The sequence below is a fragment of the Pseudazoarcus sp. NS36 genome (genome assembly GCF_059703705.1).
Map to the genome: position 1 here is coordinate 311692 of NZ_BAAKJA010000003.1, position 26950 is coordinate 338641.

Consider the following 26950-nt stretch of genomic DNA (forward strand, 5'->3'; position numbering starts at 1 on the left):
TAAGCGCGCCTATGCACAGGGGCCATAAGGGCTAGTACGAAATGAAATCCTGTGCATAGGGGGTTTTCCGGCAGCCGCAGTTCGGTCGGCGAGGGTGATGCTTGGCATCGACCGGCACGTTGCGGGTGGTCGACAGGAGGATTGCGGCCCCGGACACCGGGCTTGTGCCTGGCAGGTGCAGGCTCAGAGCTTGAGCACTGCTTCCCAGTCTTCGATATCCAGATACCCCAGAATTCGCAGCCGGTGGCTGCTGTGCTGCGCGGATACGAACAAGGCGGTTCCATAGGCTGGCTTGTCATCGTCAAACCCCAGCTCTTTCAGGAAGGTCTTCATGCAACCGCTGTGGGTGACCAGTATCAGGTTTCGACCCTGCGTCTTGCGTTGCTGCACGCTGTCCGCTATCGCGTCCTTGCAGCGATACAGCCAGATCTGGTCCTCGTCCTCGCGGTTGAACACGATTCTCGACGTCTGCGCGGTACGCGCGAGTGGACTGTTCGAAATGTCGGCGTTCGCCAGGCCGAGCTGCTCGAAAGCCCTGCCAAGTTCATACCCTGCGGGCACGGCGCGTGCCGTAATGCCGCTCTCCTTACCGTGCAGGCAGGGCGCGTCGGCACGATCACAACGCTCAAGGTGGCGCAGCAGAACAATCACTTCCCCTTCCTGCCAGGCCGACAGCAGCTCGGGCACCGTTGTCCTCGTTGCTTCCGACAGGTCCGTCACCGACGGGGGGCGGGCCACCAGCACGCCTACGTAGATCACCAGCGCTGCGGGGATCAGCAGTACGGCCTTGCGTCTGCACCATCTGGCCACGCGCTGCCGACGCGTACTTTCCTGAAGCGCAGTGTCCGATCTGTCCGCATTGAAGTATCTGTTCTGCATGAGCTTGTCCTTGCCGTGTGCGTTTCAGGCGCCGAGCGAAGTTGCTCGGCCTTTCGCATACTGAGGACGCGGGATTGCAGCGGTGTTACCGATCCGGATTCCTGGGGACGCAGGTAGCTTCGGGCACTACGAGACCCACACCGCGTGGCTCAGCCAAGCACGCCCAGCGTGAGGCCGGCCACCACCAGATAGCGGCCGAGTTTGGCGATGAGCACGATCAGCACGAAGCTCCACAGCGGTTCGCGCAGCACGCCGGCAATCACGGTGAGCGGATCGCCGATGAACGGTGCCCAGCTCATCAGCAGCGACCAGCGACCCCAGCGGTGATACATGCGCTGGAAACGGTCGAGCTGCGATTCGCGCAGCGGAAACCAGCGGCGGTGGCGGAAGTGTTCGATGTAGCGGCCCAGCAGCCAGTTGATGACGGCGCCGAGTACGTTGCCGGCGGTGGCCACAGCGAGCAGCGCCCACACCGGGTGCTCGCCCAGCGCGAGCAGGCCGGCGAGCACCACTTCCGACTGCAGCGGCAGCATGGTCGCGGCGACGAGTGCGGACAGGAACAGCCCGAAGTAGGCGGTCATCGGCGGGGAAGGCAGTCAGTGGTAACGCCGAAGCGCAGGGTCCGGAGTGGAGTGCTTGCGGCGATGAGGGTTCAGTCCTTGCGGGCCGGAAACAGCACGTCGGTGAAGCCGAACTGCGTCATGTCGCGGATGCGCATGGGGTAGAGCATGCCGACCAGGTGGTCGCATTCGTGCTGCACCACGCGCGCGTGAAAGCCGTCTACCGTGCGGTCGATGGGCTCGCCCTGCGGGGTGAAGCCGGTGTAGCGGATGTGCGTGTAGCGCGGCACGAGGCCGCGCATGCCGGGCACCGACAGGCAGCCTTCCCAGCCGTCGTCCATGTCGTCGGACAGCGGTGTGATGACCGGATTGAGCAGGATGGTCTGCGGCACCGGCTCGGCATCGGGATAACGCTCGCTGCGCTCGAAACCCATGATCACCAGCTGCAGGCCGACGCCGATCTGCGGCGCGGCCAGCCCGACGCCGCCGGCGTCGGCCATGGTGTCGAACATGTCCTCGATCAGCGCGTGCAGTTCGGGCGTGTCGAACTCGGTGATCGGTTCGGCCGGCACCAGCAGGCGTGGGTCGCCCATTTTCAGAATCGGTCGTACGGCCATGTGTTTTCCTTGTAAAAGCCGGTGGGGGTGGCTAGCCCGTGATCTTCTTCAGGCGGCTTCTGCCCGCGTGCATAAGCGAAGCCCACCATTGTCGAACTTTCGGCGCTTCCTTCACCAAAACCCGGATCTGCAGTGGTGGCCCATTCAGGTCGGCGAACCAGCGTACCCCTTCTTCGGCCAGGTCCACCTCCAGCAGAGCCGGGCCGACAACACGAGGTGCGCGGATGGGCAGGGTCAGGGTAATCGTTTCCTCGCACGCCACCGGCACCGGCAAGGGGCAGCGCCCATCGGCCCAGACCTGCATCTCGCCGTCTGCGCTCATCCAGTGATTGCCCACGGCCAGCCCGCTTTGCTCGAAGGGCAGCCAGGGGACGCCGCCCTGATTGGTGAGCCTGATCTTCAGATCATGTTCTTCACCCGCAAAAAGCGCCAGCTTCTTGGACCGCGCGGTGATCCGACGCTCGTAGAAACTGCTTTCGACGGGCAGAGGGGCGGGCAGATCCAGCTGCGGCAATGGCCCTCGGGCCCAATGCAGGGCCTGCACAAGTGCCTCGCCAACCAGCAGATGATTGGGCTTTCTCCAGGCCTCGGTATATCGCCCCGGAATGACCCTGAACATCAGCCCTTTGGGCGCGAATTTGCGCAGGCCGACCTCGGAATGCCTGAACCAGCGCTGAGGGTTGAAGCGGCTGCCGCTCATGGCAATCAGCGCGACCGGCACGTCAAAGGCCTTGTCCTTGCTCAGCTTCAGGAAGTTGGCATCGGCAACGACGAACAGCGTAATCTCGCGCCCGGCCGCACGCAGCACGGGAATGATCTCGTTCATCATCGTCGCGCCCTGGCAGTTGCCGCCGAAGACCAACGGGCCTTCGGGCGCCAGCCGCTGGATTTCGTCCGCGTAATGCAGGGCTGCGGCGCGGGATTCCGGTGTGCCGTAACGGAACAGGTGGTCGCCCGAACGCAGCACGTAGGTGTTCAATCGGGATGAAAGCGCCTCGGCCAGGCTGGCGGCCTCGACTGCGATCTGTGCGCACCAGAACAGCGTGGCGTTCTCTTGCGGGGTCTGGCCGGCGCTGAGGTGGCGGATCAGCCCGCCTTCGAGCCCGGGTGTTCCGGGCCAGTCTTTCGTCAGGTGATGCAACTTGTCCCGCCACGGCGCCGCCGTGGCTGCGGGTGCGGGGGCGGTGCCGCCGAGATGCGCGCAGATCGCCCGGAGACTGAGGGCTTCCGGGAAATCCTGGAAATTCAGGTTCCGGCCAAACAGGCGCTCGATCTCGGTCGCTAGTTGCACCGCCATCAGGGAATCTCCGCCCAGCAGGAAGAAATCCTCGTCAGGATCAATCTCGCCTTCCCGCTGCAGGATGTCGCGCCAGATCGCCCGCATGGGCTCGAATGCGTCCTGCGGGGTGCTTCTGTGCGCGGCCTGATAGGCAATGTTCGGGCTGTCGACCTGCGGCAGTTGCAGCCGGCGCACCTTGCCCAGGGCGGTGCGCGGCACGAGTTCGGGTGACAGCAGCGAGACGCGTGCCGGCACGAACCTGAAGGCCTTGGCCATTGCCTTTGCAATGGTCTGGGCAAGGGCCTGTGGCTGGGCGCACTCTTCGCAGACGATGAAGATGCCGCAGGGCGCGCCTTGCGTTGGGGGGCTGCCCGCAGTCAGCGGCGCCGCGTAGATCTCACGCTGCCCGGTGGCCTGCCGCAGGACCGCTTCGATCTCCTGGCAGGCGATCTTTCTGGCGTTAACGACAATGAGTTCCCTGGCGCGGCCCGTCACCGTCAGCCGGCCCTGCCGCAGCAGCCCGAGATCGCCGGTGCGTAGCCAATGGTCTTCGGTGAACAGCTGGCGGTTGGCCTCGGGATCGCCGATATAGCCCGAGGTCATGGTCGGGCCGCGCACTTCGATGGCGCCGACCTCGCCTTCATTCAGCAGGGCACCCTCGGCATCGACGATGCGCACAGCATGGCCTGCCGTTGGGCGATCCAGCTCTGGCGGAGCCTCATCCGCGTTGTCCGACAGCATCAGCGAGGTGCTGCCACCCGCGACCGGGCCGCATTCCGACAGCCCGTAGCCGGCGATCAGCGCATCCTCACGCAGCCCGAAGGGGGCCAGTGCGCGCAGAGCCGCCTCGGCCGTGGCGCGCGATACCGTTTCTGCCCCCACGCCGATTCGCTGCACATGACGCAGATCCCATGTGCGCTCCGGCGCGCGCGCCAGGGCTTTTACGAGCAGATCCAGACCAAAGCTGGTGGTCGTTGCATGGGTTGCGCCGCTCTGCGCCAGCGCGTCGAGCCAGGACAGCGGCGCGCTGATGAAGCGCTGCGTCGACAAATGCACCTTGACCGGCAGATCGGGCATGGCGATGCCGATGCCCATTACATGGTCGAACGAGGTCCACGACAGGAAGCCCCGCGCATGGCTGGCTTGCGGCCGCCTTGGCCACCAGCGCGCCAAGGCGGCCGCGTCCGACAGTCCGACCAGCCGCGGCGTGCCGGTGGTGCCCGAGGTCGCGATGCCGAAGCGCAGCGTGCTCGCGTCGCCGCGTACCGGATCGGAAGGCACCTGCCCTGCGGCTGTGCTGAGACGCAGGAAGGTGGCGGGGTCGATGTCGAGGCATTGCTTGAACTGCGCCACCACGATGTCCGGCAGGGGCAGCGTCGGGCGCCCCGTCATGGGGACGATGACATAGCCCCCCAGAATGCCGGCGTGAATGGAAGAGACGATCTGATCCGCCTCCTGCAAACGCAGCACCAGGGCCGCTCCGGGGGCAACGCCCTCGGCCTGCAAGGCCCCGACCATGCGCCAGGCCCGCGCCAGGCTGTGCTGCCACGGCAGGTCCACATGGCGGCCATCGGCCTGGATGCTCAGGAAGCTCGCATTTCCCGCTCTCGCCATACCATCCAGCAGGGCATCGGCCAAAGTCGGAAAACGGGGCGGCAATTCGTCGCCATAGGCAATGGCGGGTATCTGCTGGAGCTCTTTCACGGCAGATCTTGCCCGCAGGCATAATACTGTTCGATTTTAGCGGTCTCGTTGGCGACATCCCGACAGGCATGCTCGGAGGCCTGCCAGTTGTCTGCCGAATAATGGCGGCTGGAATAGCAGCTCCAGCCCAATGTGATGTCGGACCCATGCCATCGGCGTACCGCAAGACGCGCGCGGCGCAGATGAAAATGAACGGTGACAATGAGCAAGCTGGGCGTGGTTTCCCGCGCCAGAAGGCGCGCCGAGAATTCGGCGTTCTGATCGGTATTGCGGGCCAGGGGTTCAAGCAGAATGGCCTCGTCGGGCAGGCCGGCCTGACGCGCGGCTTCGGCCATGATCTCGGCTTCGACTGCATTGAGCCGGGCGTTGAAGCCGCCGGTAAATAAGAGACGGCGGGCAAAGCCCCGTTGCCAAAGATCAATGGCGTGGGCTGCGGGCCGCAAAGGCTCATTCATTCCGAGTACAAGTGCGACATCGGCCTGTAAAAGCCGATCGGGAGGGAATGGGTTTTCTTCAGGTTTCAGCCTGTCGACGTCCAGCACGTTCTGTAGCTCCGTTTGTAATCATTGACCTGAGCTTGCCAAAAGAAGAATGACTGGATCATTGATCTGATGGTTTGAAGTATACCCACGGGCCGAATGGATCAGACTGATGTTGAAAACCCTGCATCTGTATTGGAAAAGGCCTTTTCGTGCCACGCGCGCGGGCCTTGGAATACTGCGCGGCATGCTGGCCTACCCGCTGGCTTGGACCGGCCTGTTGCGCCCCAGAGATCCGCTGGCAAACGATGTGGCCGAGCTTTTGCTGATGGGCTTCTATGGCTCCGGTCCCAATTCCGCTTCGGTGAGGCTACTGGCGCGGCAGGTTCGCCGCGGTCAGGTCGGCGCGGTGTTTTTCGTCAATCACAATGTCGGCAAGCCCGAAAAGCTTGCCGCCTTGTTGTCACTCTTTACCGCGGCCAAGACGCCGCCTTTGCTAGCCATTGATCACGAGGGCGGTTGGGTCCAGCGGCTGAAGGCGAGGCATGGGGTGACCATCTTGCCGGGCGCGCAAGACGTGTGCAACCAGCTGTCGCCCGCCGAGGCCCAGAGCATCTATGCCAATGCGGCGGCCGAGCTGCGCCGGATCGGTTTCAACCTGACGCTGGGGCCGGTGCTGGATGTCCATGATCCGCGCAATCCGGCCATTGGTCAGTTCGGGCGGGCCTATGACAGTGATGTGGAGCGCATTGCCGAATACGGGACGGCTTTTGTTTCGGGCAGCGCGCAGGCGGGGCTGGCCTGCGCGGCCAAGCACTTCCCGGGTCATGGCCATGCCTTCAACGACAGTCATCTCGAACCGGCCAATGCTTCTCTCACCTGGAGCGAAGCCGAACTGATTCCCTTTGCAAAGCTATTTGCGGCTCCAACGCCGCCGCCCATGGTGATGATCGGGCATTTGCGCGTTGACCCGCTCGATCCAAGTGGCCTGCCGGCAACGCTGTCTGCGCCGATCATCACGGGTCTGTTACGTGAGAAGCTGGGCTATCGGGGGATTGTCATGACCGATGACATCGATATGGGCGCCATCAGCGCCATCCTGCCGCGCAAGGAAGCTTTCATTGCCGCACTGGCCGCGGGCAACGATCTGGTCATGATCAAGAATCTCTTTGGCTACGATCCCCGGGTGCCCGAACGTGCGGTGGCCTGGGTGCGGGAGGGAATCGCGCGGGGACAATTGTCGGAAGAGGCCATCAAGGCCTCGGCCGCGCGCGTGCGCCAAGTGCGTGCGGCGCTGCGCGCACCGATGGCGGGCTGATTCCGGGCTGCGGCGCGCGTTGCGTGGTGGTATGGAAGGCAGCCGTACGGGCCGCCTTCCGGGACGCGGATCAGTCCTTCGGACCGATCTCCATCTCGACAAAGCCCAGGCCGGGGAAGTCGGCGCGCAGCGCTTCGCCACCATTGACGAAGAGCATGCCGGTGCAGCTGCCGGTGGTCACGAACTGGCCCTTGCGCAGGCCGCCGGCGCGGATTGCGACGTGGTTGGCCAGCCAATGCACGAGACGGAAGATGTCGCCCGCTGGGTTGCCGCCGGTCTTCTCGACCCAGCGTTCGCCGTCGACATCGAGTTGCGCGCGCTGTTGGGTCTGGTCCAGTCCGATGAGGTCGGGACGGCCATCGCCATACACGAAGGCGCCGTTGCCGAAGGCGTCCGTCGCAAGGATGACGCGGCTCTGGTGGGCGTGCGTCATCAGGCGGTAGGTCACGATCTCGAAGGCCGGATGCACGGAGTCGATCGCAGCGAGTACCTCGTCATAGGTGTAGGGCCGGCCGAGCGGCGGCAGGTCCTGCTTCATGCGCACCGCAATCTCGCATTCGATGCCGCACTTGTCGGCGGTGTAGGCCGGCATGCGATGCCCTGAGGCGTGCACCAGCGAGGCCGGCATCGGCGCGCAGGTGGGTTCGGCACCGGGTTCCTTGGCGCCGACTTTCCAGCCGCCAACCGGCCCGAGCGCGTCGGATACGGCGTCCTGAATGGCGTACGCCTCGGCAAAGTCGGTCGGCTCGCATCCGGCCGGCAATGATTGCAACATGGTGCCGGCGGCACGTGCGTCGAGCAGCGCCTGTGCGGCGCGTTGGATGGCTTGCTTGTCCATGGCTCCTCTCCCCGCCGGTGGTCCGGCTTTGCGACGCTTCGGGTTGTCAGCGATCCGACCGCTCAGCAGCCGGTCGCCGATGACCCTGGACGCCTGTTAATCAACCTGTCTTGCAAAGGTGTCGCGGAGCAGATTCTTCTGCACCTTGCCCATCGTATTCCTCGGAAGCTCAGGAAGGAAGAACACTCGCTTGGGCACCTTGAAACCGGCGAGTTCTGCCTTGAGAAGAGCCACCACTGCGGCTTCGTCGATTTTGGCGCCCGGCTCGGGCACGATCACGGCGGTGACGGATTCACCGAAATCCGGATGCGGCAAACCGATCACGGCGGACTCGCGCACTCCCTCGATTTCGTCGATCCAGCTCTCGATCTCCTTCGGATACACGTTGTAGCCGCCGGTGATGATGAGGTCCTTCGAGCGGCCGACCAGATGCACGTAGTCGCGTGCGTCGATCAGGCCGAGGTCGCCGGTGCGGAAGTAGCCGTCGGCGGTGAATTCCTCGGCCGTTTTTTCGGGCATGCGCCAGTAGCCGGGGAAGATGTTGGGGCCGCGCACCTGCACGTGGCCGGTTTCACCCTGCGGCAGCGGCTGGTCGTCGTTGTCGACAATGCGCAGCTCCACCCCCGGCAGCGGGTAGCCGACGGTGCCCGCGCGGCGTTCGCCGTCATACGGGTTGGAGGTCAGCATGACGGTTTCGGTCATGCCGTAGCGCTCCAGGATGGCCTGGCCGGTGCGGCGCTCGAACTCGCGGTGGGTTTCGGCCAGCAGCGGGGCGGAACCCGCCACGAACAGACGCATGTGGGCGGTCAGTTCGCGGTTGAACTCGGGCTGTTCGAGCAACCGCGTGTACAGCGTCGGCACGCCCATGAATACCGTGGCGCGCGGCAGCAGTTCGATCACGCGATGCGCGTCGAAACGCGGTTGCCACAGCATCAGGCTGCCGTTGAGCAGCGAGCAGTGGCAGGCCACGAACAGGCCGTGGGCGTGGAAGATCGGCAGCACGTGCAGCACGACGTCGCCCGGCACGAAGCCCCAGTACTTGTGCAGCGTCTGCGCGTTCGAAGCGAGGTTGCGGTGCGTCAGCATCGCGCCCTTGGAGCGGCCGGTGGTGCCGGAGGTGTAGAGGATGCAGGCGAGATCGTCGTCTTCGCGCTGCACGGTGTCGAACAGCTCCGACATGGTCGAGGCGCGTTCGGGCGCGGTGCCGTTGCCGTGGTCGCCCAGCGTCAGCACGGTGGGGTTGCCGGCGTCGGCCGCGATGTCGAGGAACAGGTCTTCGTGCGAGGGGCTGCACACCACCATGAGCGGCTCGGCGTCCGTCAGGAAATAGGCCAGTTCCTTGCGCTGATAGGCGGAGTTGAGCGGTACGAAAATGGCGCCGGCGCGCAGACAGGCCAGATACAGGAACAGCGCTTCGGGCGATTTGTCGATCTGCACCACGATGCGGTCACCCGGCATGACGCCGAGCGAAGCGATCAGGTTGGCGTAGCGCGCGCTCGCCCGGTCGAGCTCGCCGTAGCTGTGGACGACCCCGGTTTCAGTTTCCAGCGCGGGGGCGTCGGGCGACTCGGGGAAACCGCTTTTCAGCGTCAGATACAGGTTTTTGTTTTGCATTTCGAAGACGTTCGCGTGTGTTCCGGGGGGCGAAGTATCCGCCGCCTGCGTTGTCGTGGTCAAACGAGGCGCAGGCGGTGAACGGCTCAGTTCAGATGATCCGCCAGTACCACCGCCACGTGCACGGCCTCGCGCTGGGCACCGTCGGCAATCTGGTGGCGGCAGCTCGTGCCGTCGGCGACGATGATCGCGTCCGGGGCCGAGCGCACGGCCGGCAGCAGCGAGAGTTCGGCCATCTTCATCGAGGCGTCGTAGTGCGAGGCCTCGTAGCCGAAGGCGCCGGCCATGCCGCAGCACGAGGATTCGATCAGCTCCGGCTTGGCGTCGGGAATCATGCGCAGCACGTCGAGCACCGGGGTGACCGCAGCGAAGGCCTTCTGGTGACAGTGGCCGTGCACCTTGATCGGTTGAACCGCAGGGCGCAGGTTCAACGCAAAGCGGCCGGCGCGGGCTTCGGCGGCGATGAATTCCTCGAACAGTTGCGCGCGGGCCGCCACCGTCTTGGCCTTGTCGCCAAAGCCCATCACCAGCATCTCGTCACGCAGGCTGAGCAGACAGGACGGCTCCAGGCCGACGATGGCCAGACCCTTCTCGGCAAACGGCAGCATGGCGTCGAGCAATTCGGAGGCCTTGCCGCGCGCCTCGTCCATCATGCCGGCGGCCAGATAGGTGCGGCCACAGCACAGATTGGCGTCGGCCTTGCCGCGTGCGGCATGCACCTTGTAGCCGGCCGCCTGCAGTACGCCCACCGCCGCAATGGCGTTCTCGGAATCGAGGAAGCCGTTGAAGGTGTCGACGAACAGCACCACGCCCTTGTCGGCCCTGAGCACTTCCTCGCGGCTGGCCAGACGCAGTTTGCGTGCGTCGCGCCAGAAGGTGTCGCGGCGCCACTTGGGCAGGCTGCGGCGGGCCGACAGGCCGAGCAGTTTTTCGCTCAGCGTGGCAAAGCCGGGGATCATGTCGCGCAGGTTGAACAGCCACGGCAGCTTGCTGGCCAGCCCGGCGTAGGCCGGCACGTGGGCGATGAGCTTGTCCTTGAGGGACACGCCATAGCGGCGGGCGCGGTGGGCCTGCACCTCGTATTTCATCTTGGCCATGTCCACGCCGGTCGGGCAGTCGCGCTTGCAGCCCTTGCAGCCGACGCACAGGTCCATGGCTTCTTTCACCAGATCACCGGTCAGCGCGTCTTCACCGAGCTTGCCGGACAGCGCCATGCGCAGCGTGTTGGCGCGGCCGCGCGTCAGATGCATTTCGTCGCGCGTGACGCGGTAACTCGGGCACATGGTGCCGGCGTCGAACTTGCGGCAGTGGCCGTTGTTGTTGCACATCTCGACGGCCTTGGCGAAGCCGTGCGTGGTGTCGCCGCCGGTGCCGGGGGCGGTGGTCTCTTCGGTGACGGCGTCGTTCTGCACGTCCCATGCCGACCAGTCGAACACCGGTTTCAGTTCGATGGTGCGATACGACGGCGGGTAGCGGAACAGGCTCTCGTCCGTCATCTTCGGCGGGTCGATGATCTTGCCGGGGTTGAGCAGATTGGCCGGATCAAGGTGGTTCTTGAGCGCGCGGAAGGCGTCGTTGATCTTCGGGCCGAACTGCCACTCGATCCACTCGCCACGGCACAGGCCGTCGCCGTGCTCGCCGCTGTAGGCACCCTTGTACTTGCGCACCAGCGCGGAGGCTTCTTCGGCAATGGCGCGCATCTTGGACGCGCCGTCGCGGCGCATGTCGAGAATGGGGCGCACGTGCAGCGTGCCGACCGAAGCGTGGGCATACCAGGTGCCACGCGAGCCGTACTTGGCGAAGACTTCGGTGAGACCGTCGGTGTACTCGGCCAGGTGCTCCAGCGGCACCGCACAGTCCTCAATGAAGGACACCGGTTTGCCGTCGCCCTTGAGGCTCATCATGATGTTCAGACCGGCCTTGCGCACTTCCCACAGCGCTTTCTGCGCGGCTTCTTCAGGCATTTCGACAACACTGCCGGGCAGGCCCAGATCGGCCATCAGTTCGACCAGCTGTGCGAGCTGGTTGAGCAGCGCCGCACGGTCGTCGCCGGCGAATTCGACCAGCAGGATGGCGGCCGGCGAGCCGATCAGCGCGGTTTCGATGACCGGGCGGAAAGCTGGGTTGTTCATCGACAGATCGATCATGGTGCGGTCGACCAGCTCCACGGCGGTGGGGCCCAGCTTGACGATGTGCTGGGCCGAATCCATGGCTTTGTGGAAGGTCGGGAAGTTCACCACGCCCAGCACCTTGGACTTGGCCAGCGGCGAGAGCTTGAGCTTGAGGCTCTTGGTGACCGACAGCGTGCCTTCCGAACCGATCAGCAGATGCGCGAGGTTCACGCTGCCGTCGGCGGTGTAGGGCTTCTCGCTCATCGGATGGAAGATGTCGAGGTTGTAGCCCGCCACGCGACGCATCACGCGCGGCCACATGGCGTCGATATCCGGGCGCAGCGTGTCGACCAGACCGCGCACGTAGTCTGCCAGCGCGCGCTCCTTCTCGCCGAGGCCGCCGACCGGACCGAGCGCCAGCTCCGAACCGTCGGCCAGCCAGGTATTCACGCCCAGCACGTTGTGCACCATGTTGCCGTAGGCAATCGAGCGGCTGCCGCAGGAGTTATTGCCGGCCATGCCGCCCAGCGTGGCCTGCGCGGCGGTGGAGACATCCACCGGATACCACAGGCCGTGCGGCTTCAATTGCGCGTTGAGGTGGTCGAGCACGATGCCGGGCTCGACTTCGACCGTGCCGGCTTCGACGTCGAAATCCAGCACTTTGCGCAGGTACTTGGTGTTGTCGATGACCAGCCCGGCGCCGATGGTCTGACCGCACTGGGAAGTTCCGCCGCCACGCGAGGTGATCGGCACCTTCAGGTCGCGCGCGATGTCGATGGCGGCGGCCACATCCTGCGTGCTTTTCGGCACGAACACACCGGTCGGCATGATCTGGTAGATCGAGGCATCGGTGGCGTAGCGGCCACGCGAAGCGGAGTCGAACAGCACTTCGCCGGAGGTTTCACGCGCCAGTCGGCGCGCCAGTTCGGCCGCGTCCGGTGCGCCGCGTCGTGCAACTTCGGCAGCGCCGGCCTCGGCGTTGTCACGCGCAACTGCGAGCGGCAGGGGCTTGTTCATGCGTTTTCCTTCCTCGGCTGGTGCAGGCGACCCGAGCGCATCAGCTCGATCACCGTGTCGCGCTTCACCAGCAAATGCGTGATGAGCAGCTTGCGCAGCCCGTCGGCATCGCGCGTGGTCAGCATCTCGACCATCTGCTCGTGCTCGACCAGCGCCTGATCCCACTTGGCGCCATCGAGGTTGGAGCGGAATCGCAGCACCTGCAGACGCGCGTTGACGGTGCGCCAGGTCTGGGCCAGCACCGGGTTGCGTGCGGCGGCGTTGATGCGCTCGTGAATGGCCGCGTTGAGGCGGTAGTAGGTCGGCAGATCGCGTCGCGCGTGGGCCGCGCACATCTCGAAGTGCAGCGCGCGGATCTCGGCCAGCTCCTCGGCGGTGATGCGTTGCGCGGCCAGTTCGCCCGACAGGCCTTCAAGACCGGCAATGACCTCGAAGGTGTCGCTCACGTCCTGTTCGTCGAGCTGGGCCACGACTGCGCCGCGATTCGGCAGCAGTTCAACCAGCCCTTCGGCGGCGAGCATCTTGATGGCCTCGCGCAAGGGGGTGCGCGAGACGTTCATGACCTCGCTCAACTCACGTTCGTTGAGCTTGGCGCCGGGCGTCATGTCGCCCTCGATGATGCGCTGACGCAGCCGGTTCGCGACCTCCTGGTGCAGCGACTGGCGCGGGATGGAGACGATGTTATTCATGGTCGTCCGTAATTTGTATTCAAAAATGCAGTTGTGAGCGCGCCCATTATAGGCGACTGAAACCAGCTTTTGGTTGACAAACGTATTTTGTATGCAAAACTTAGCCTACCGTTTGGAGGAACCCTGAATGTTGAACCTTGATGCACATCCCAGCGGCCGGCACTTCCTGCAGATCCCCGGCCCGAGTCCCGTACCTGATCGCATCCTGCGGGCGATGAGCTTGCCGACGATCGATCACCGCGGCCCCGAATTCGGGGTGCTCGGCCTGAAAGTGATTGCCGGCATCCAGAAGATTTTCAAGACCAAGCACCCGGTCATCATCTACCCCGCGTCCGGTACCGGCGCCTGGGAAGCTGCGCTGGTCAACGTCACCAACCCGGGCGACCTGGTGTTGATGTACGAAACCGGTCACTTCTCGTCGCTGTGGCACAAGATGGCTACCCGTCTGGGCGTGAAGACCGAATTCCTGTCGCTGCCGGGCACCGATGACACCGGTCTGCCGGTGACATGGCGTAACGGCGTGCAGGCTGACCTGATCGAGAAGCGTCTGCGCGAAGACACGGGTCACCAGATCAAGGCCGTGTGCGTGGTGCACAACGAGACCTCGACCGGCGTGACCTCGGACATCGCCGCCGTACGCCGCGCCATCGATGCGGCCAAGCACCCGGCGCTGCTGATGGTCGACACCATTTCCGGTCTGGCCTGCGCGGACTTCCGCCACGACGAGTGGGGCGTGGACGTCACCGTGTCCGGCTCGCAGAAGGGTCTGATGCTGCCGCCGGGCATCAGCTTCAACGCGGTTTCGCCCAAGGCCATCGAAGTCAGCAAGAAAGCCACGATGCCCAAGGCCTACTGGGCCTGGGACGAGATCATCGAAGGCAACAAGACCGGTTACTGGCCCTACACCCCGAACACCAACCTGCTCTACGGCCTGTATGAAGCCGTCGACATGCTGATGAGCGAAGGCCTGGACAACGTCTTTGCGCGTCACCAGCGCTGGGGCGCGGGTGTGCGCAAGGCGGTCGAGACCTGGGGTCTGCCGATCCAGTGCGCCGACGCCGCCGTGTATTCGCCGGTGCTGACCGGTGTGATCACGCCGGTCGGTGTCGACGCCGACGCCATCCGCCGCCTGATCTACGAGCGTTTCGACATGTCGCTCGGTACGGGTCTGGGCAAGGTCAAGGGCCGCATGTTCCGCATCGGTCACCTGGGTGACTGCAACGACCTGACCTTGATGGCCACGCTGTCGGGCGTCGAGATGGGCCTGAAGCTGTCGGGCGTGAAGATCGCCGGCAGTGGCGTACAAGCCGCAATGGACTACTTCATGGCTCACCCGCAACAATCAGGCCTGAAAGTCGCTGCCTGAGCAGGGGCTTGCAGTACCTCCGTCGGGGATCACCCCGGCGGAGCAGTCGAAAGATATCGACTTCACAAAGAGAGGAGACAAAGCATGTTCAAGATGAAGAAGATCGTCGCCGCAGGGGTCTTTGCGGTGGCAGCGGCCGGTCTGGCGGCTACTGCCCACGCGCAGGTCGAAGTCCGTCTCGGCCACGTCGGTGGCCCGGGCTCGTTGTTCGAGCTGTCTGCCAATGAATTTGCCCGCGTCGCCAACGAGCGTCTCGGCAGCAAGGGCAAGGTCGTCGTGTTCGGCTCCAGCCAGCAGGGCAGCGACTCCGAAATGATGCAGAAGCTGCGTCTGGGTACGCTGGAACTGGCCCTGCCCTCTTCGGTGATGTCGTCCACGGTGGATGCCTTCGGCATGTTCGAGATGCCGTATCTGGTCAAGAACCGCGACCACATGAAGAAGATCGAAGCCGAAGTCGTGTGGCCGAGCCTGGCCCCGCTGGCCGAAGAGAAGGGCTACAAGGTCCTTGGCGTGTGGGAGAACGGCTTCCGCAACATCACCAACAACGTGCGCCCGATCGTCAAGCCTGAAGATCTCAAGGGCATGAAGCTGCGCACGCCCAAGGGTGTGTGGCGCGTGAAGATGTTCCAGGCCTATGGTGCCAACCCGTCGCCGATGGCCCTGTCCGAGGTGTTCGTTGCGCTGCAGACCGGCGTCATGGACGGCCAGGAGAACCCGCTCACGCAGATCTACTCTTCCAAGTTCCAGGAAGTGCAGAAGTACCTGTCGATGACCGGCCACGTCTACACCCCGGCCTACCTCACGGCGGGCAAGCGCAAGTTCGAGTCGCTGCCGAAAGACGTGCAGGAAATCCTGATGCAGACCGCCAAGGACGTGCAGCCCTTCGTGTATGAGACCGCCGACCGCCTGGACGGTGAGCTGCTCGCGAAGATCAAGGCCGCCGGCGTTGCGGTGAACGAAGCCGACAAGGACGCCTTCATCGCCGCCAGCAAGGGCGTGTATGAAGAGTTCGGCAAGGAAATCCCGGTAGGCGGCAAGCTGGTCGACAAGGCCATTGCGCTCGGCGCCGGAATGTAACCAGAGCATCGGCCCTGACTGCGGAGCTTCCGCCGTCGGGGCCGAATTGCCTCGCCCCTCGGCCTTGCTTCAACTTTCCAGGATTCAAGAATCGTGTTCTCCACCTTAAGAGCAGTATTCGAGCGCTTGCTGACGACCATCGTCATCACGTTGCTCGTCACGCTGACGGTCATCGTTCTGATGGGCGTCTTCTACCGCAAGATGGGCTGGTCGCTGGTCTGGTATGACGAGGGGGCATCCATCCTGCTCGCCTGGCTCACCTATTACGGCGCAGCGCTGGCTGCACTCAAGCGCGCCCACATCGGCTTTCCCGGCCTGGTCAATTCGCTGCAGCCGAGCATGCGTGTGCCCGTGGTGCTGCTCGCCGAGGCCATCGTCATCGCTTTCTTCGCACTGCTCGCGTGGTACGGCTATCAGGTGATCGTCATTCTTGAGGGCGACACCATGGTCACCATGCGCAACATCCCCACCAGCCTGACCCAGTCGGTCATTCCGGTCGGTGCCGTGCTGTTCATCATGGCGCAGTTGTTCAGCCTGCCCGAGGTACTGGAGCAGGCACGAGGCACAGGCATCATCGATGCCGAAGAGCGTGAGCTGATGGAGGCACTGAAAAAATGACCGGTCTTCTGATGCTCCTGGGCCTGGTGGCCCTGATCCTGATCAACGTGCCGATCGGCGTTGCGCTGGGCGTCGTCGCAATGGTGATGATGATCGCCTCGCACGGCATGGATTCGCTGCTTTCGGCCGCGATCACGATGTTCTCCGGCGCCACGAACTTCCCGCTGCTGGCCATTCCGCTGTTCATCCTGGCCGGCGCCATCATGAACTCGTCGAGCCTGTCGCGTCGTCTGATTGCCTTTGCCTCGGCCATCTTCGGCTGCATCAAGGGCGGTCTGGCGATGGTCAACATCGGCACCTCGCTGTTCTTCGCCGAGATTTCCGGCTCGGCCGTGGCCGACGTGGCCGCCATGGGTTCGATCCTGATCCCGGCCATGAAGAAGAAGGGCTATCCGAAGGAGTTCGCTGCAGCCGTCACGTCTTCGTCCGCGACGCTGGCGGTGATCATTCCGCCGTCCATCCCGATGATCCTGTATGCGGTCATGGCGGATGCCTCGGTGGTGCAGATCTTCGTCGCCGGCATCGTGCCGGGCGTGGTCGGCGGCCTGATGATGATGGGCCTCGCCTACTGGTATGCCGTGCGTTACAACTACCCGGTCGAGGAAGTGTTCAGCTGGAAGAAGCTCCGCGAAACCGGCAAGGACGCCGGCTGGGCCTTCACCCTGCCCCTGATCATTCTCGGCGGCATCTTCGGTGGCTGGGTCACGGCCACCGAGGGCGCAGCCCTGGCCGTGCTCGCGGCGCTGTTCATCGGTGGCGTGATCTACCGTGAGCTCAACTGGAAGCACCTGTACGAGTCCATGCTCGACGGCGGCATCCAGACCGCAGTGGTGATGTTGCTGGTCGCAGCCTCCGCGCTGCTCGGCCACCTGCTGACCGAACTGCAGATGCCGCAACAGATCGCTGCATCGATGACGGCATTCACCGACAACAAGTACGTCGTGTTGGCGATGCTCAACGTGTTCTTCCTGATCTGCGGCTTGTTCCTGCACTCCGCGGCGGCCATCATCCTGGTGGTGCCGATCGTGCTGCCGCTGGTCAACGCGGTGGGTATCGATCCGGTGCACTTCGGCCTGATCGTGACGCTCAACCTCGGCATCGGTCAGCAGACGCCGCCGGTGGCTTCGGTACTGGCGACCTCGTGCTCGATCGCCAAGGCGGACATGTGGAAGGTCACCAAGGTGAACCTGCCCTTCATCGGCGTGCTGTTCTTCCTGCTGATGATGGTCACCTACGTGCCGGCGATCCCGATGTTCCTGGTGGAATACTTCTACCGCTGATCGTTGCGTGCTGACGCAAACCCCGGCCCGGGCATTGTCCCGGGCCGTTTCCATGGAAGATTGCTATGAGTGAAGGCACTGTTCATCTGAGCATCGAAGGCGGCGTGGCCGCCGTGGTGTTCGACCGTCCGCAGGCGCGCAACGCCATGACCTGGGCGATGTACGCGCGGCTTGGCGAGATCTGCGAGCAGTTGCGTGAAGACGCCAGCGTGCGCGTGGTCACTTTCCGCGGCGCGGGTGGCGAGGCCTTCGTGGCCGGCACCGACATCGAGCAGTTCCGCGACTTCGACGGCGACGCCGGCGTGGATTACGAACGCAAGATCGACGCCTGCATCGGCCTGCTCGAAAGCCTGCCGATGCCCACCGTGGCCATCGTTGAAGGCTGGTGCGTAGGCGGCGGGCTGGCGATTGCCACGGCCTGCGATTTCCGCGTGGCCACAACCGGCGCGCGTTTCGGCGTGCCGATTGCCAAGACGCTGGGCAACACGCTGTCGATTGCCAACCTCGCGCGCATGAATGCCGCTTTCGGCCAGCAGCGCCTGAAGCGGATGCTGATGCTGGCCGAGATGCCCGATGCTGCCGAGGCGCTGTCCTGCGGCTATCTGCAGCAAGTGTGCGAGCCGGCCGAGCTTGATGCCGCTGCCGCCAAGCTGGTGTCGCGTCTGGCCGCACTCGCGCCGGTCACGCAGCGCACCGTCAAGGAAGGCCTGCGCCGGCTGGTCAATCACGACCTGCCGACCGGCGAAGACCTGATCCACACCTGCTACGGCAGCGCCGACTTCCGCGAGGGCGTGGATGCCTTCGTGAACAAGCGCAGTCCGGCCTGGACGGGGCGATGAGCGGCGCCCAGCAAATCGCGCTAACGTCCGGAATGAACGCGCTGGAGCCGGTTTGGAACAAAGCGGCTCCTCCCGGCCGCACCCGGTTTTCTGAGGCGAGAGGATGGCGTCGCTTGTGCTGATGCTGCGGCAACATAGGCGGGAGTCGGTGTTTCATGGCTTGACCGGCCGGGAGTTCGCCCCGGCGGGCGACCTACTTTCTTGTCGCACGACAAGAAAGTAGGCAAAGAAACGTGCCCCGCCGTCTCGGCCCTTCGGGCTTCCCTCGCTTCGGGCGGTTTCACCGGCCGGTCCTGAACTCGCTTCGCTCGGACAGCAGGACCGGACTTCCCCGGCGAAACCACCCTCCGCTCGGCGAGCCAGAGGGGACGAGGGTGCCAGCGGACCCGCTCGAACAACGAACTGGCGACTACGGGCAGATTACGTCTTGTTTTCCGATCCCTTCTGAGCCGCTGAGCGAAGAGTGCTCACGGCGGGGCCTTCCGGCCTTGCTGTTTGAGCGAAGCGAGTTCGCAAGGCCGGCCGCCGGGAGTGCTCGCAGCGAAGGAACCCCGAAGGGGCGGTGAGGAGGGTGCACTTCTTTGCCTTCTTTCTTGTTGCACTACAAGAAAGAAGGTCGCCTGCCGGGGCGAAATCCCGGCCAGTCGAGGCATGCAGCAGGACGTTGCCTGATGGACCACAACCTTATTTCTTGATCCACCAACCGAAATCACGACCATGAACAAAACCCTTGATTTCCGCAGCGACACCGTCACCCAGCCCTCGCCCGAGATGAAGCAGGCCATGGTCGAAGCGCCGCTCGGCGACGACGTGTTGGGCGACGATCCGACGGTCAACCGCCTGCAGGACATGGCCGCCGAGATGCTCGGCTTCGAGGCCGCGCTGTTCGCGCCCAGCGGTACGCAGACCAACACCATCGCGATGATGTGCCACTGCGCACGGGGCGACGAGGCCATTGTCGGCCAGCAATGGCACACCTATCGCTGGGAAACCGGCGGCATGGCGGTGCTCGGCTCCATCCAGCCGCAGCCGCTGGAAAACCAGCCCGACGGCACGATCCTGCTCGGCGACATCGAAGGCGCGATCAAGATCGACGACCCGCACTTCGCCCGCACCCGCCTGGTCGTGCTCGAGAACACCACCGGCGGCAAAGTGCTTCCGCCGCAGTACATGCGCGACGTGCTGGCGCTGGCCCAGCGCCGCGGGCTGGTCACGCACATCGACGGCGCCCGCCTGTTCAACGCCGCCGTGGCGCGCACCGAGGTGGACGGCGGGCATCCGGTGGATCGCGCGCACGAGATCTGCGCGGGCTGGGATTCGGTGTCGCTGTGTCTGTCCAAAGGTCTGGGCGCCCCGGTCGGCTCGCTGGTGCTGGGCAGCAAGCCCTTCATCGCGCAAGCCAAGCGCGTGCGCAAGATGCTGGGCGGTTCGATGCGTCAGGCCGGCATGCTGGCCGCGGCCGGCATCTACGCGCTGGAAAACAACGTGCGCCGCATGGCGGACGACCACGCCAATGCCCGCCATCTGGCAGACGGCCTGAGTCAGGCGGTGGCCGGCAACCCGAAGCTGTCCGGGCTGATCGAGGTGCCGGACGCCAACACCAACATCCTGTTCATCGACGTCTCGCCCGAGATTTCCGAGAAATTCCTCGCCCACCTTGCCCGCCACAAGATCAAGGTGTCCGGCGGTCCCTACCAGTCGGCCAGCAAGAAGGTCCAGCGCGTGCGCTGGATCACCCACCTCGACGTGAACCGCGCCGATGTCGAGCGCGCGGTGGAGATCGCCGCGGCGTTCTGACAATGCGGTAAGCCGCGATTGCGCTACGTTTTGCCTCGACTCATGCTCATCCCGTCACGCAAGGGGGCAGCGCATGGTCATCCTGATGTTTTTAGCCGGACTGCTCTGTCTGGTGCTCGGCGCCGAATTGCTGGTGCGTGGCGCGGCAAGACTGGCGGCCGGTTTCGGTGTTTCGCCGTTGGTCGTGGGCCTCACCATTGTCGCGATGGGCACCAGTTCGCCGGAGCTGGCGGTGTCGATCGGCGCCGCGCTGGAGGGTGAGAGCGGCATCGCGGTCGGCAACGTCGTCGGCAGCAACATCTTCAACGTGCTGTTCATCCTCGGCGTGTCGGCGCTGATCGCGCCGCTGGCGGTCAGCACCCAGGTCGTACGACAGGAAGTGCCGATCATGATCGGCGCATCGCTGCTGCTCATCGTCGTGGCCTTCGACCGCGTCATCGGCGTGTTCGAGGGGCTCGTCCTGCTGGCGCTGCTGGTGGCCTACACGGTCTTTCTCGTGGTGCAGTCGCGTGCCGCCGGGGCGCAGGACAGCGTCGAAGCCACGCCGGTCGCGACCAAGCAGCGCGGCGTGCTGTGGCAACTGCTGCTGATCGCCACCGGCCTGGCGCTGCTGGTGCTGGGCGCCGATTGGCTGGTCACCGCCGCGACCACGTTTGCGCGCGCTTTCGGGGTGAGCGATCTGGTCATCGGCCTGACCATCGTCGCCGCAGGCACCTCAATGCCGGAACTGGCGACCTCGGTGGTAGCGGCGCTGCGTGGCCAGCGCGACATCGCCATCGGCAACGTCGTCGGCAGCAACACATTCAACATCCTCGGCTGTATCGGCGTGACCGCACTGGTTGCGCCGGGCGGCCTGCCGATTGCCGATGCCGTGATGAACTTCGATGCCTGGGTGATGCTCGCCGTGGCTGTCGCCTGCGTGCCGGTATTCCTCACCGGACGCAGCATCGCACGCTGGGAAGGGGCGTTGTTCGTGCTGTATTACGTTGCCTACGCGGCCTATCTGGCGCTGATGGCACAACAGCATGCGCTGCTCGCACCCTACAGCCTGGTGATGCTCGGCTTTGTCGTGCCGCTTACCGTCGTCACGCTGGTGGTATCGCTGATGCGCGACCGCAGCGGCGTGCGCTGACCCCCCGGGGAACACATCTGCCACGTTGCGCTCTGAAGCTGCAGTTTGCCAACGAGGTGCTGTGTTGATATCGATGCTACGTGTATTCGTGCTGAGTCTGCTGTCGCTGGTGCTCACGGCCTGTTCGCCGCTGCGCATCATCAATGCGCTCGGCACCGGCGAGGACGTGCGCGAGACGCGCGACATTGCCTATGGCGAGGGTGAGCGCCGCAAGTTGGATGTGTATGCCCCGCCTGACGCGCGCAAGGCCCCGGTCGTGGTGTTCTTCTACGGCGGCAGCTGGCGGGGTGGCTCGCGTGAGCGCTATGCCTTTGTCGGCCACGCGCTGGCCGCGCGCGGCATCTTCACGGTGATTCCCGATTACCGCGTCTACCCGGAAGTGAAGTACCCGGACTTCCTTACCGACAGTGCGCAGGCCGTGGCCTGGGCTGTGCGCGAGGCGGGCGCCTATGGTGGCGACGTGCAGCGTGTGTTCGTCATGGGTCATAGTGCCGGCGGCTACAACGCGGCGATGGTGGCGCTGGATCCCCGCTGGTTGGAAGCGGCGGGCAGCCACCCGGATGCGCTGGCCGGCTGGATCGGACTGGCGGGTGCGTATGAATTCCTGCCCATCATCAACCCGCGTGTGAAGCCGGTGTTCCACCACCCCAATACCCCGCCGGATTCGCAGCCCATCGTGCATGCCTCGGCGGCCTCACCGCCCGCGCTGTTGATTGCGGCCGCCAAGGACATGCTGGTCGATCCCGAGCGCAACACCGGCGCCATGGCCGCCAAACTGCGCGCGGCCAAGGTGCCCGTGACCGAGCGCTACTACGACCGTGTTGGCCACTCCACGCTGATCGGCTCGCTGTCGCCGCCGCTGCGCGGTTTTGCGCCGACGCTGGAGGAGGTGGTGGACTTCGTGCAGCGTGATCGCCCGCGGTAGCCCGACTTACGCGCTGCGCATGTAACGGCACGCCGGAAACGTCGAGCAGCCGTAGAACGGCTTGCCGGCATTCGCGCCGGACTTGGCGGTGCGCAGCGCCAGTGCATTGCCGCAGCGCGGGCAGGTCGTGGTGCTCTCGTGTCGCGCCTTCAGCGAGGCCACATGTTCGCGGTGCGTCGCCAGGGTTTTCGGCAGCATGCCGGACTGCACGGCGCTCACGATGGCCTTCACCTCATCGTCCGAAAACAGCACCGCCTGCTTGCTCTTGAGGTAACTCGTATAGCCGCGCGTCAGCACGTTGTCGGGCAGCGGCGTTTTCAGTTCGGCATTGCCCCAGAACATCACCACCGAATGAAAGCGCTCGTCCGGCAGTTGCAGGAATTCCGCCAGTGCGCGGATGTGGCGGTAGTTCTGGTGCAGCGGGTTCTGGAAGCGGTAGCGCCGGCCGAAGACGTTCTGCGTCCATTGCGCGCTCTTTTCGTCGCCGAAGATCCAGCCCTTCATGTTCTTCGTTTCAATGACAAAAATGCCGTGCCGTGACACCACGATGTGGTCGATCTGCGTCGTGCCGTTGGAGGTGGGGATCGTGATGTTGTTGAGCGTGGTGTAGATCTCCTTGTCGAGCAGGAGATGCTTGGCCAGCGCGCCCTGCGCCTCGCCGAACCAGCCCTTCACCACTGGTAGCCGGAAGATGGCGATGATCGCCGCGAGTACGAAGAGTACGAGCGCGCCGGTATAGACCGGGGCGAGGATCTGGGCGATGGACGAGTTCATGGCGGTAACCGGGTATGCGCAATGCAAACCTTACCAGCCGCAGGGCGCAATAACCGAAGGGCATTGCGCCGTATCTGCAGGCTCACGTGCCGGTGCGTGCCTTGGCCCGCATCCACAAGGCCAGCCCGAGCGCGGTCAGCAGGCAACCGCCCACGGCCAGCGTCAGCCCGGTCCAGCCGCCGCTGTCCCACGCGAGCCCGGAGAAGGTGCCCACCACACTGCTGCCCAGATAGTAGGCCGACAGGTATAGCGCCGAGGCCAGCGCGCGGCGTTCGCCCGCGCGGCGGCCAACCCAGCCACTGGCAGCGCTGTGTGCGCCGAAGTAGCCGAAGGTGTACAGCGCGATACCGAGGATGATCACCGGCAGTGCCGCGAACTGCGTCGTTGCCAGCCCGACCAGCGCCACCAGAATCATGGCCCACAGCACGTTCTGTCGGCCGTAGCGGTCGGACAGCCGACCCGCCCAGGCCGACGACAGACTGCCCATCAGATACAGCAGGAAGATGGCGCCGATGGCACTCTGCGCCAGTTTATACGGCGGCGCTTCAAGCCGGAAGCCGGCGTAGTTGTAGAGCCCGAAGAAAGCCCCCATCAGCAGGAAGCCGCAGGCAAAAAGCCAGCACAGATGACTGTCGGCAAAGATCGTGCGGGCGTCGGCAAACACCGCGCGCGGCGACACCGGGCGCTTGCGGAAATGATGAGAAGCCGGCAACACCCGCCAGAACGCGATGGCCGCAAACACGCTCAGCACCGCCAGCACGGCCAGCGCCACACGCCACGAACCGAAGTCCGCCAGCAGCCCGCCGAGCACGCGCCCGCTCATGCCGCCCAGCGCGTTACCGCCAATGAACAGGCCCATCGCCCGGCCCTGCGCGTTGGGTGATATCTCTTCGCCCAGATAGGCCATGGCGGCGGCAGGCAGGCCGGCCAGCGCGGCGCCGAGCAGCGCGCGCAGCACCACCATCTGCGTGAAGTCGGTGACGAAGACGCCGGCCAGCGCGATCACCGCCGCCAGTGCCAGCGACCACTTCATCAGCCGCATGCGTCCGTAGCGGTCGGACAGGATGCTGGCCGGAATCAGCATCAGCGCCATTGCGCCGGTGCCGGCCGACACCGCCAGGCTGGCCCACGCCGGGCCCACGCCGAACACGCGCGACAGCTCGGGCAGCAACGGCTGCGTGGCGTAGAGCAGCGCAAACGTGGCAAAGCCGCCGATGAACAACGCCAGGTTGGCGCGTTTGAAGGCCGGGGTTCCGGCTTCAATCAGGGCGGGGCGGTCGGCGTCGGGGGAGGATGTCGTCATGCGAAGGCCGTTTTCAGCGTCGCTCCGCATGTTCGGGGTGCAGGGTCCCTGTCGCAAGTGTGGGTTTCACGGTGCGGGGCCAGGGCTTAGGATGGGCGTTCGTCACAGGAGATCCGCCATGTCCCGCATCCGCGCCTGGGCCGCCCAAGCCGCCGGCCAGCCTCTCGCCCCGTTCGAATACGACCCCGGTCCGCTGGCGGCCGACGATGTGGAGATCGAGGTCGAGAACTGCGGCGTCTGTCACTCCGATCTGTCGGTGCTGAACAACGAGTGGATGAACTCCGTGTATCCGGTGGTGGCCGGGCACGAGATCGTCGGGCGCATCAAGGCAGTCGGTTCGCATGTGCGCCACCTGCGCGTCGGCCAACGCGTGGGTGTGGGCTGGGCGTCGGACAGCTGCATGCACTGCCACTCGTGCATGAGCGGCGACCACAATCTGTGCAATCACACCCAGGCCGTGATCATCGGCCACTACGGCGGCTTCGCCGAGCGTGTGCGCGCCAACGCCGCATGGGCCATTCCGCTGCCCGAGGGGCTGGATGCGGCCAGCGTCGGCCCGCTGTTGTGCGGAGGGGTGACGGTGTTCACGCCCTTCGTGGAATTCGGCGTCAAGCCCACCCACCGCGTCGGCGTGGTCGGCATCGGTGGCCTTGGCCACATGGCGGTGAAGTTTGCCCGCGCCTGGGGCTGCGAGGTCACCGCCTTCACCTCAAGCCCGTCCAAGTTCGACGAGGCGCGCGGCTTCGGCGCGCATCACGTGGTGTCCAGCCGCGACAGCGCTGATCTGTCCAAACTGGCCGGCAAGATCGATTTCCTGCTCGTCACCGTCAACGTCCCGATGGACTGGAACGCCCTCGTCGCCACGCTCGCCCCCAAGGGCCGCCTGCACGTGGTGGGCGCCGTGCTGGAGCCGATTCCGGTCAACGCCTTCGACCTCATCGGCGCGCAGCGCAGCATCTCCGGCTCGCCCATTGGCTCACCCGCAACGATTGCCACCATGCTCGACTTCGCCGCCCGCCACAAAATCCTGCCGCAGGTCGAGCGTTTCCCGATGAGCCGCGTGAACGAGGCGCTGGCCCACCTCGAATCGGGCAAGGCTCGCTACCGCATCGTGCTCGATGCGGATTTCGCCTGAAGCGGGCGAACTGATCGGCATTTCGGGCGTCTGTGTCGGATGATTGTCCCGCCTCTCCTCGGATGCCGACCATGACCCAGACCCGCCTGACCCGCCGTAATTTCCTCGCCGCTTCGGGCGCCACGCTGGCCTGGGCGGCGCTGCCGGCCGGCAAGGCGTGGGCAAAAACCGATGAAGCCCTGCGGCTGGCGGCTGGCAAGGCCACGTTCTCGCTGGCGCCGCATGGGCCGGCCGAGGTCGGAGGCTGTTGGGGTTACAACGGCACCGTGCCGGGGCCGGTCATTCGCCTGAAGCAGGGTGAGCGGCTGCGGGCGGTGCTGGAGAACGGGCTGGCGGAGGATTCCACCATCCACTGGCACGGCATCCGTCTGCCCAATGCCATGGACGGCGTGCCGCATCTGACGCAGGCGCCGGTGGCGCCGGGTGGGCGCTTCGAATACGACTTCACGCTGCCGGACGCTGGCACCTACTGGTATCACCCGCACGCCAATGCGCCGGAGCAGCTCGGGCGCGGGCTGTCGGGTGCGTTGATCATTGAGGAGCCGGAACCCTACGCTGCGGATCGCGAGATCGTGTGGTTGCTGGACGACTGGATGCTCGACCGCGACGGCAACATCGTCGATGGTTTTGACGACTACCATTCGCGCAGCCACGACGGCCGCATCGGCAACACCGTCACCATCAACGGCAGCCTGCAGGACGAAGAGCCGGTGCGCCCCTTTGAGCGCATCCGTCTGCGCATCATCAATGCTGCCAACGGCCGCATCTTCCGCCTGAACTTCGGCGGCCAACCGGCGCACATCATCGCGCTCGACGGCCAGCCGGTTGCGCCCTTCGAGGCCGACCGCGTCACGCTTGGCCCCGGCATGCGTGCCGATGTGGTGCTCGACATCACCGCGCAAGCCGGCGTCGGCGTCGACATCGTGGATGACTTCTACGCCTCAGCGGCCTACCGCTTTATGACGCTGAAGGTGGCTGGCGAGCCGGCCCGCGCTGCAGCGCTTTCCAGCGTGCCGCCGGCCTTGCCCGCCAACCCGGTGCCTGAGCCGGATCTGGCCAATGCCGTGCGTCACCAGCTCGAATTCAAGGGCGGCATGATGGGCAGCCTGCCGCGCGAAGAAATGATCGGACTGATGCGCCAGGGCATGGCGTGGACCGTCAACGGCCAGCCCCACGCAGCCGACGCCCACCACCAGCACGCTCCGCTGTTCACGCTCCAGCGCGACGCCACCTGCCACCTCACGCTCATCAACGACACGCGCTGGTTCCACCCCATCCACCTGCACGGCCACCACTTCCGCGTGCTCACCCGCAATGGCCAGCCCGAACCGCATCAGCCGCTGCATGACACCGTGCTGATGCAGCCCCAAGACAGGATCGAGGTCGCCTTCAAGGCCGACAACCCCGGCGACTGGATGTTGCACTGCCATGTGCTGGAGCATCACGCCAGCGGCATGGGCGGCGTCTTCCGCGTTGAGGCCTGAGGGCCGCTTGTGGTTCTGGCCGGGCGCGTCTGCCGTTGTTGTAGCCACGCCAAGTCGCCGCAAATGCAGGCCGTTTGCCGTTAGGATGGCTTCACAACCGGACCGAGGATTCCAG

22 protein-coding genes are annotated in these 26950 nt (G+C 65.1%); 11 read left to right on the forward strand and 11 right to left on the reverse strand.

Annotation, left to right across the window (positions count from 1 at the left end):
• Window positions 1-183: 183 nt before the first annotated feature.
• The 5 genes from pmrG to AC6H0R_RS06765 all read right to left on the reverse strand — a co-directional run bounded on the left by pmrG (window position 184) and on the right by AC6H0R_RS06765 (window position 5581).
• On the reverse strand, window positions 184-879 hold the full coding sequence (gene pmrG / locus AC6H0R_RS06745) for a lipopolysaccharide core heptose(II)-phosphate phosphatase PmrG (protein WP_497580581.1): 696 nt from the start codon (window positions 877-879) through the stop codon (window positions 184-186).
• 149 nt (window positions 880-1028) lie between these two features.
• Complete coding sequence (locus AC6H0R_RS06750) at window positions 1029-1460, reverse strand: YqaA family protein (RefSeq protein WP_497580582.1); 432 nt, start codon at window positions 1458-1460, stop codon at window positions 1029-1031.
• Between the two features lie 71 nt (window positions 1461-1531).
• Entirely contained in the window at window positions 1532-2056 is a 525-nt protein-coding gene (gene def, locus AC6H0R_RS06755; RefSeq protein WP_497580583.1) for a peptide deformylase, read from the reverse strand.
• A 31-nt stretch (window positions 2057-2087) separates the two neighbouring features.
• On the reverse strand, window positions 2088-5039 hold the full coding sequence (locus AC6H0R_RS06760; protein ID WP_497580584.1) for an AMP-binding protein: 2952 nt from the start codon (window positions 5037-5039) through the stop codon (window positions 2088-2090).
• A complete protein-coding gene (locus AC6H0R_RS06765) occupies window positions 5036-5581 on the reverse strand; it encodes a YdcF family protein (RefSeq protein WP_497580585.1) in 546 nt (181 codons plus the stop codon). The genes AC6H0R_RS06760 and AC6H0R_RS06765 overlap by 4 nt, the downstream gene beginning before the upstream one ends.
• Window positions 5582-5690: 109 nt before the next feature.
• Here AC6H0R_RS06765 and AC6H0R_RS06770 point away from each other — a divergent pair, with 109 nt between their 5' ends.
• Complete coding sequence (locus tag AC6H0R_RS06770; protein WP_497580586.1) at window positions 5691-6836, forward strand: glycoside hydrolase family 3 N-terminal domain-containing protein; 1146 nt, start codon at window positions 5691-5693, stop codon at window positions 6834-6836.
• 70 nt (window positions 6837-6906) lie between these two features.
• On the opposite strand, the gene AC6H0R_RS06775 is transcribed toward AC6H0R_RS06770, so the two are convergent.
• From AC6H0R_RS06775 to AC6H0R_RS06790, 4 genes are all read right to left on the reverse strand, one after another.
• Window positions 6907-7674: a 2-keto-4-pentenoate hydratase gene (locus AC6H0R_RS06775; protein WP_497580587.1), complete on the reverse strand. Its 768-nt coding sequence runs from the start codon at window positions 7672-7674 to the stop codon at window positions 6907-6909.
• 96 nt (window positions 7675-7770) lie between these two features.
• Window positions 7771-9288: a malonate--CoA ligase gene (locus AC6H0R_RS06780; RefSeq protein ID WP_497580588.1), complete on the reverse strand. Its 1518-nt coding sequence runs from the start codon at window positions 9286-9288 to the stop codon at window positions 7771-7773.
• Window positions 9289-9374: 86 nt separating this feature from the next.
• Window positions 9375-12416, reverse strand: coding sequence for an FAD-binding and (Fe-S)-binding domain-containing protein (locus AC6H0R_RS06785; RefSeq protein WP_497580589.1), 3042 nt, complete (start codon window positions 12414-12416; stop codon window positions 9375-9377).
• Window positions 12413-13105 (reverse strand): GntR family transcriptional regulator, encoded by a 693-nt coding sequence (locus AC6H0R_RS06790; protein ID WP_497580590.1) that lies wholly within the window; start codon window positions 13103-13105, stop codon window positions 12413-12415. The genes AC6H0R_RS06785 and AC6H0R_RS06790 overlap by 4 nt, the downstream gene beginning before the upstream one ends.
• A 127-nt stretch (window positions 13106-13232) precedes the next feature.
• Between AC6H0R_RS06790 and AC6H0R_RS06795 the strand changes: the two genes are divergently transcribed.
• The 8 genes from AC6H0R_RS06795 (at window position 13233) to AC6H0R_RS06830 (ending at window position 22139) form a co-directional block, all read left to right on the forward strand.
• Window positions 13233-14471 carry a pyridoxal-phosphate-dependent aminotransferase family protein gene (locus AC6H0R_RS06795; RefSeq protein ID WP_497580591.1) on the forward strand — a complete coding sequence of 413 codons (1239 nt, stop codon included), beginning with the start codon at window positions 13233-13235 and terminating at the stop codon, window positions 14469-14471.
• A gap of 84 nt (window positions 14472-14555) precedes the next feature.
• Window positions 14556-15548 (forward strand): TRAP transporter substrate-binding protein, encoded by a 993-nt coding sequence (locus AC6H0R_RS06800; RefSeq protein WP_497580592.1) that lies wholly within the window; start codon window positions 14556-14558, stop codon window positions 15546-15548.
• A 93-nt stretch (window positions 15549-15641) separates the two neighbouring features.
• A complete protein-coding gene (locus AC6H0R_RS06805; protein ID WP_497580593.1) occupies window positions 15642-16166 on the forward strand; it encodes a TRAP transporter small permease in 525 nt (174 codons plus the stop codon).
• Window positions 16163-17446 (forward strand): TRAP transporter large permease, encoded by a 1284-nt coding sequence (locus tag AC6H0R_RS06810; protein WP_497580594.1) that lies wholly within the window; start codon window positions 16163-16165, stop codon window positions 17444-17446. Before AC6H0R_RS06805 ends, AC6H0R_RS06810 begins: the two co-directional genes overlap by 4 nt.
• A 65-nt stretch (window positions 17447-17511) precedes the next feature.
• Window positions 17512-18285, forward strand: coding sequence for an enoyl-CoA hydratase/isomerase family protein (locus AC6H0R_RS06815; protein WP_497580595.1), 774 nt, complete (start codon window positions 17512-17514; stop codon window positions 18283-18285).
• Between the two features lie 717 nt (window positions 18286-19002).
• Entirely contained in the window at window positions 19003-20082 is a 1080-nt protein-coding gene (ltaE, locus tag AC6H0R_RS06820) for a low-specificity L-threonine aldolase (RefSeq protein ID WP_497580596.1), read from the forward strand.
• A gap of 73 nt (window positions 20083-20155) precedes the next feature.
• Window positions 20156-21214 carry a calcium/sodium antiporter gene (locus AC6H0R_RS06825; RefSeq protein WP_497580597.1) on the forward strand — a complete coding sequence of 353 codons (1059 nt, stop codon included), beginning with the start codon at window positions 20156-20158 and terminating at the stop codon, window positions 21212-21214.
• Window positions 21215-21287: 73 nt separating this feature from the next.
• Window positions 21288-22139 carry an alpha/beta hydrolase gene (locus AC6H0R_RS06830; protein ID WP_497580598.1) on the forward strand — a complete coding sequence of 284 codons (852 nt, stop codon included), beginning with the start codon at window positions 21288-21290 and terminating at the stop codon, window positions 22137-22139.
• Window positions 22140-22145: 6 nt separating this feature from the next.
• On the opposite strand, the gene AC6H0R_RS06835 is transcribed toward AC6H0R_RS06830, so the two are convergent.
• Together AC6H0R_RS06835 and AC6H0R_RS06840 are read right to left on the reverse strand one after the other, a co-directional pair.
• Window positions 22146-22913, reverse strand: coding sequence for a nuclease-related domain-containing protein (locus AC6H0R_RS06835; RefSeq protein ID WP_497580599.1), 768 nt, complete (start codon window positions 22911-22913; stop codon window positions 22146-22148).
• An 82-nt stretch (window positions 22914-22995) separates the two neighbouring features.
• Window positions 22996-24216, reverse strand: a complete 1221-nt coding sequence (locus AC6H0R_RS06840) for an MFS transporter (RefSeq protein WP_497580600.1) — start codon at window positions 24214-24216, stop codon at window positions 22996-22998.
• A 118-nt stretch (window positions 24217-24334) separates the two neighbouring features.
• Between AC6H0R_RS06840 and ahr the strand changes: the two genes are divergently transcribed.
• Together ahr and AC6H0R_RS06850 are read left to right on the forward strand one after the other, a co-directional pair.
• Window positions 24335-25351, forward strand: a complete 1017-nt coding sequence (gene ahr / locus AC6H0R_RS06845) for an NADPH-dependent aldehyde reductase Ahr (protein ID WP_497580601.1) — start codon at window positions 24335-24337, stop codon at window positions 25349-25351.
• A gap of 71 nt (window positions 25352-25422) precedes the next feature.
• Window positions 25423-26835: a multicopper oxidase family protein gene (locus AC6H0R_RS06850; protein ID WP_497580602.1), complete on the forward strand. Its 1413-nt coding sequence runs from the start codon at window positions 25423-25425 to the stop codon at window positions 26833-26835.
• The last annotated feature ends 115 nt before the right edge of the window (window positions 26836-26950 follow it).

What these genes read in the sequence shown, in the direction of transcription:
- pmrG (WP_497580581.1), bottom strand. Translation starts at nt 879, where the DNA reads ATGCAGAACAGATACTTCAATGCGGACAGATCGGACACTGCGCTTCAG.
- AC6H0R_RS06850 (WP_497580602.1), top strand. Translation starts at nt 25,423, where the DNA reads ATGACCCAGACCCGCCTGACCCGCCGTAATTTCCTCGCCGCTTCGGGC.
- AC6H0R_RS06790 (WP_497580590.1), bottom strand. Translation starts at nt 13,105, where the DNA reads ATGAATAACATCGTCTCCATCCCGCGCCAGTCGCTGCACCAGGAGGTC.
- AC6H0R_RS06810 (WP_497580594.1), top strand. Translation starts at nt 16,163, where the DNA reads ATGACCGGTCTTCTGATGCTCCTGGGCCTGGTGGCCCTGATCCTGATC.
- AC6H0R_RS06830 (WP_497580598.1), top strand. Translation starts at nt 21,288, where the DNA reads ATGCTACGTGTATTCGTGCTGAGTCTGCTGTCGCTGGTGCTCACGGCC.
- def (WP_497580583.1), bottom strand. Translation starts at nt 2,056, where the DNA reads ATGGCCGTACGACCGATTCTGAAAATGGGCGACCCACGCCTGCTGGTG.
- AC6H0R_RS06750 (WP_497580582.1), bottom strand. Translation starts at nt 1,460, where the DNA reads ATGACCGCCTACTTCGGGCTGTTCCTGTCCGCACTCGTCGCCGCGACC.
- AC6H0R_RS06780 (WP_497580588.1), bottom strand. Translation starts at nt 9,288, where the DNA reads ATGCAAAACAAAAACCTGTATCTGACGCTGAAAAGCGGTTTCCCCGAG.
- AC6H0R_RS06770 (WP_497580586.1), top strand. Translation starts at nt 5,691, where the DNA reads ATGTTGAAAACCCTGCATCTGTATTGGAAAAGGCCTTTTCGTGCCACG.
- AC6H0R_RS06800 (WP_497580592.1), top strand. Translation starts at nt 14,556, where the DNA reads ATGTTCAAGATGAAGAAGATCGTCGCCGCAGGGGTCTTTGCGGTGGCA.
- AC6H0R_RS06825 (WP_497580597.1), top strand. Translation starts at nt 20,156, where the DNA reads ATGGTCATCCTGATGTTTTTAGCCGGACTGCTCTGTCTGGTGCTCGGC.
- ltaE (WP_497580596.1), top strand. Translation starts at nt 19,003, where the DNA reads ATGAACAAAACCCTTGATTTCCGCAGCGACACCGTCACCCAGCCCTCG.
- AC6H0R_RS06815 (WP_497580595.1), top strand. Translation starts at nt 17,512, where the DNA reads ATGAGTGAAGGCACTGTTCATCTGAGCATCGAAGGCGGCGTGGCCGCC.
- AC6H0R_RS06785 (WP_497580589.1), bottom strand. Translation starts at nt 12,416, where the DNA reads ATGAACAAGCCCCTGCCGCTCGCAGTTGCGCGTGACAACGCCGAGGCC.
- AC6H0R_RS06835 (WP_497580599.1), bottom strand. Translation starts at nt 22,913, where the DNA reads ATGAACTCGTCCATCGCCCAGATCCTCGCCCCGGTCTATACCGGCGCG.
- AC6H0R_RS06840 (WP_497580600.1), bottom strand. Translation starts at nt 24,216, where the DNA reads ATGACGACATCCTCCCCCGACGCCGACCGCCCCGCCCTGATTGAAGCC.
- AC6H0R_RS06795 (WP_497580591.1), top strand. Translation starts at nt 13,233, where the DNA reads ATGTTGAACCTTGATGCACATCCCAGCGGCCGGCACTTCCTGCAGATC.
- ahr (WP_497580601.1), top strand. Translation starts at nt 24,335, where the DNA reads ATGTCCCGCATCCGCGCCTGGGCCGCCCAAGCCGCCGGCCAGCCTCTC.
- AC6H0R_RS06775 (WP_497580587.1), bottom strand. Translation starts at nt 7,674, where the DNA reads ATGGACAAGCAAGCCATCCAACGCGCCGCACAGGCGCTGCTCGACGCA.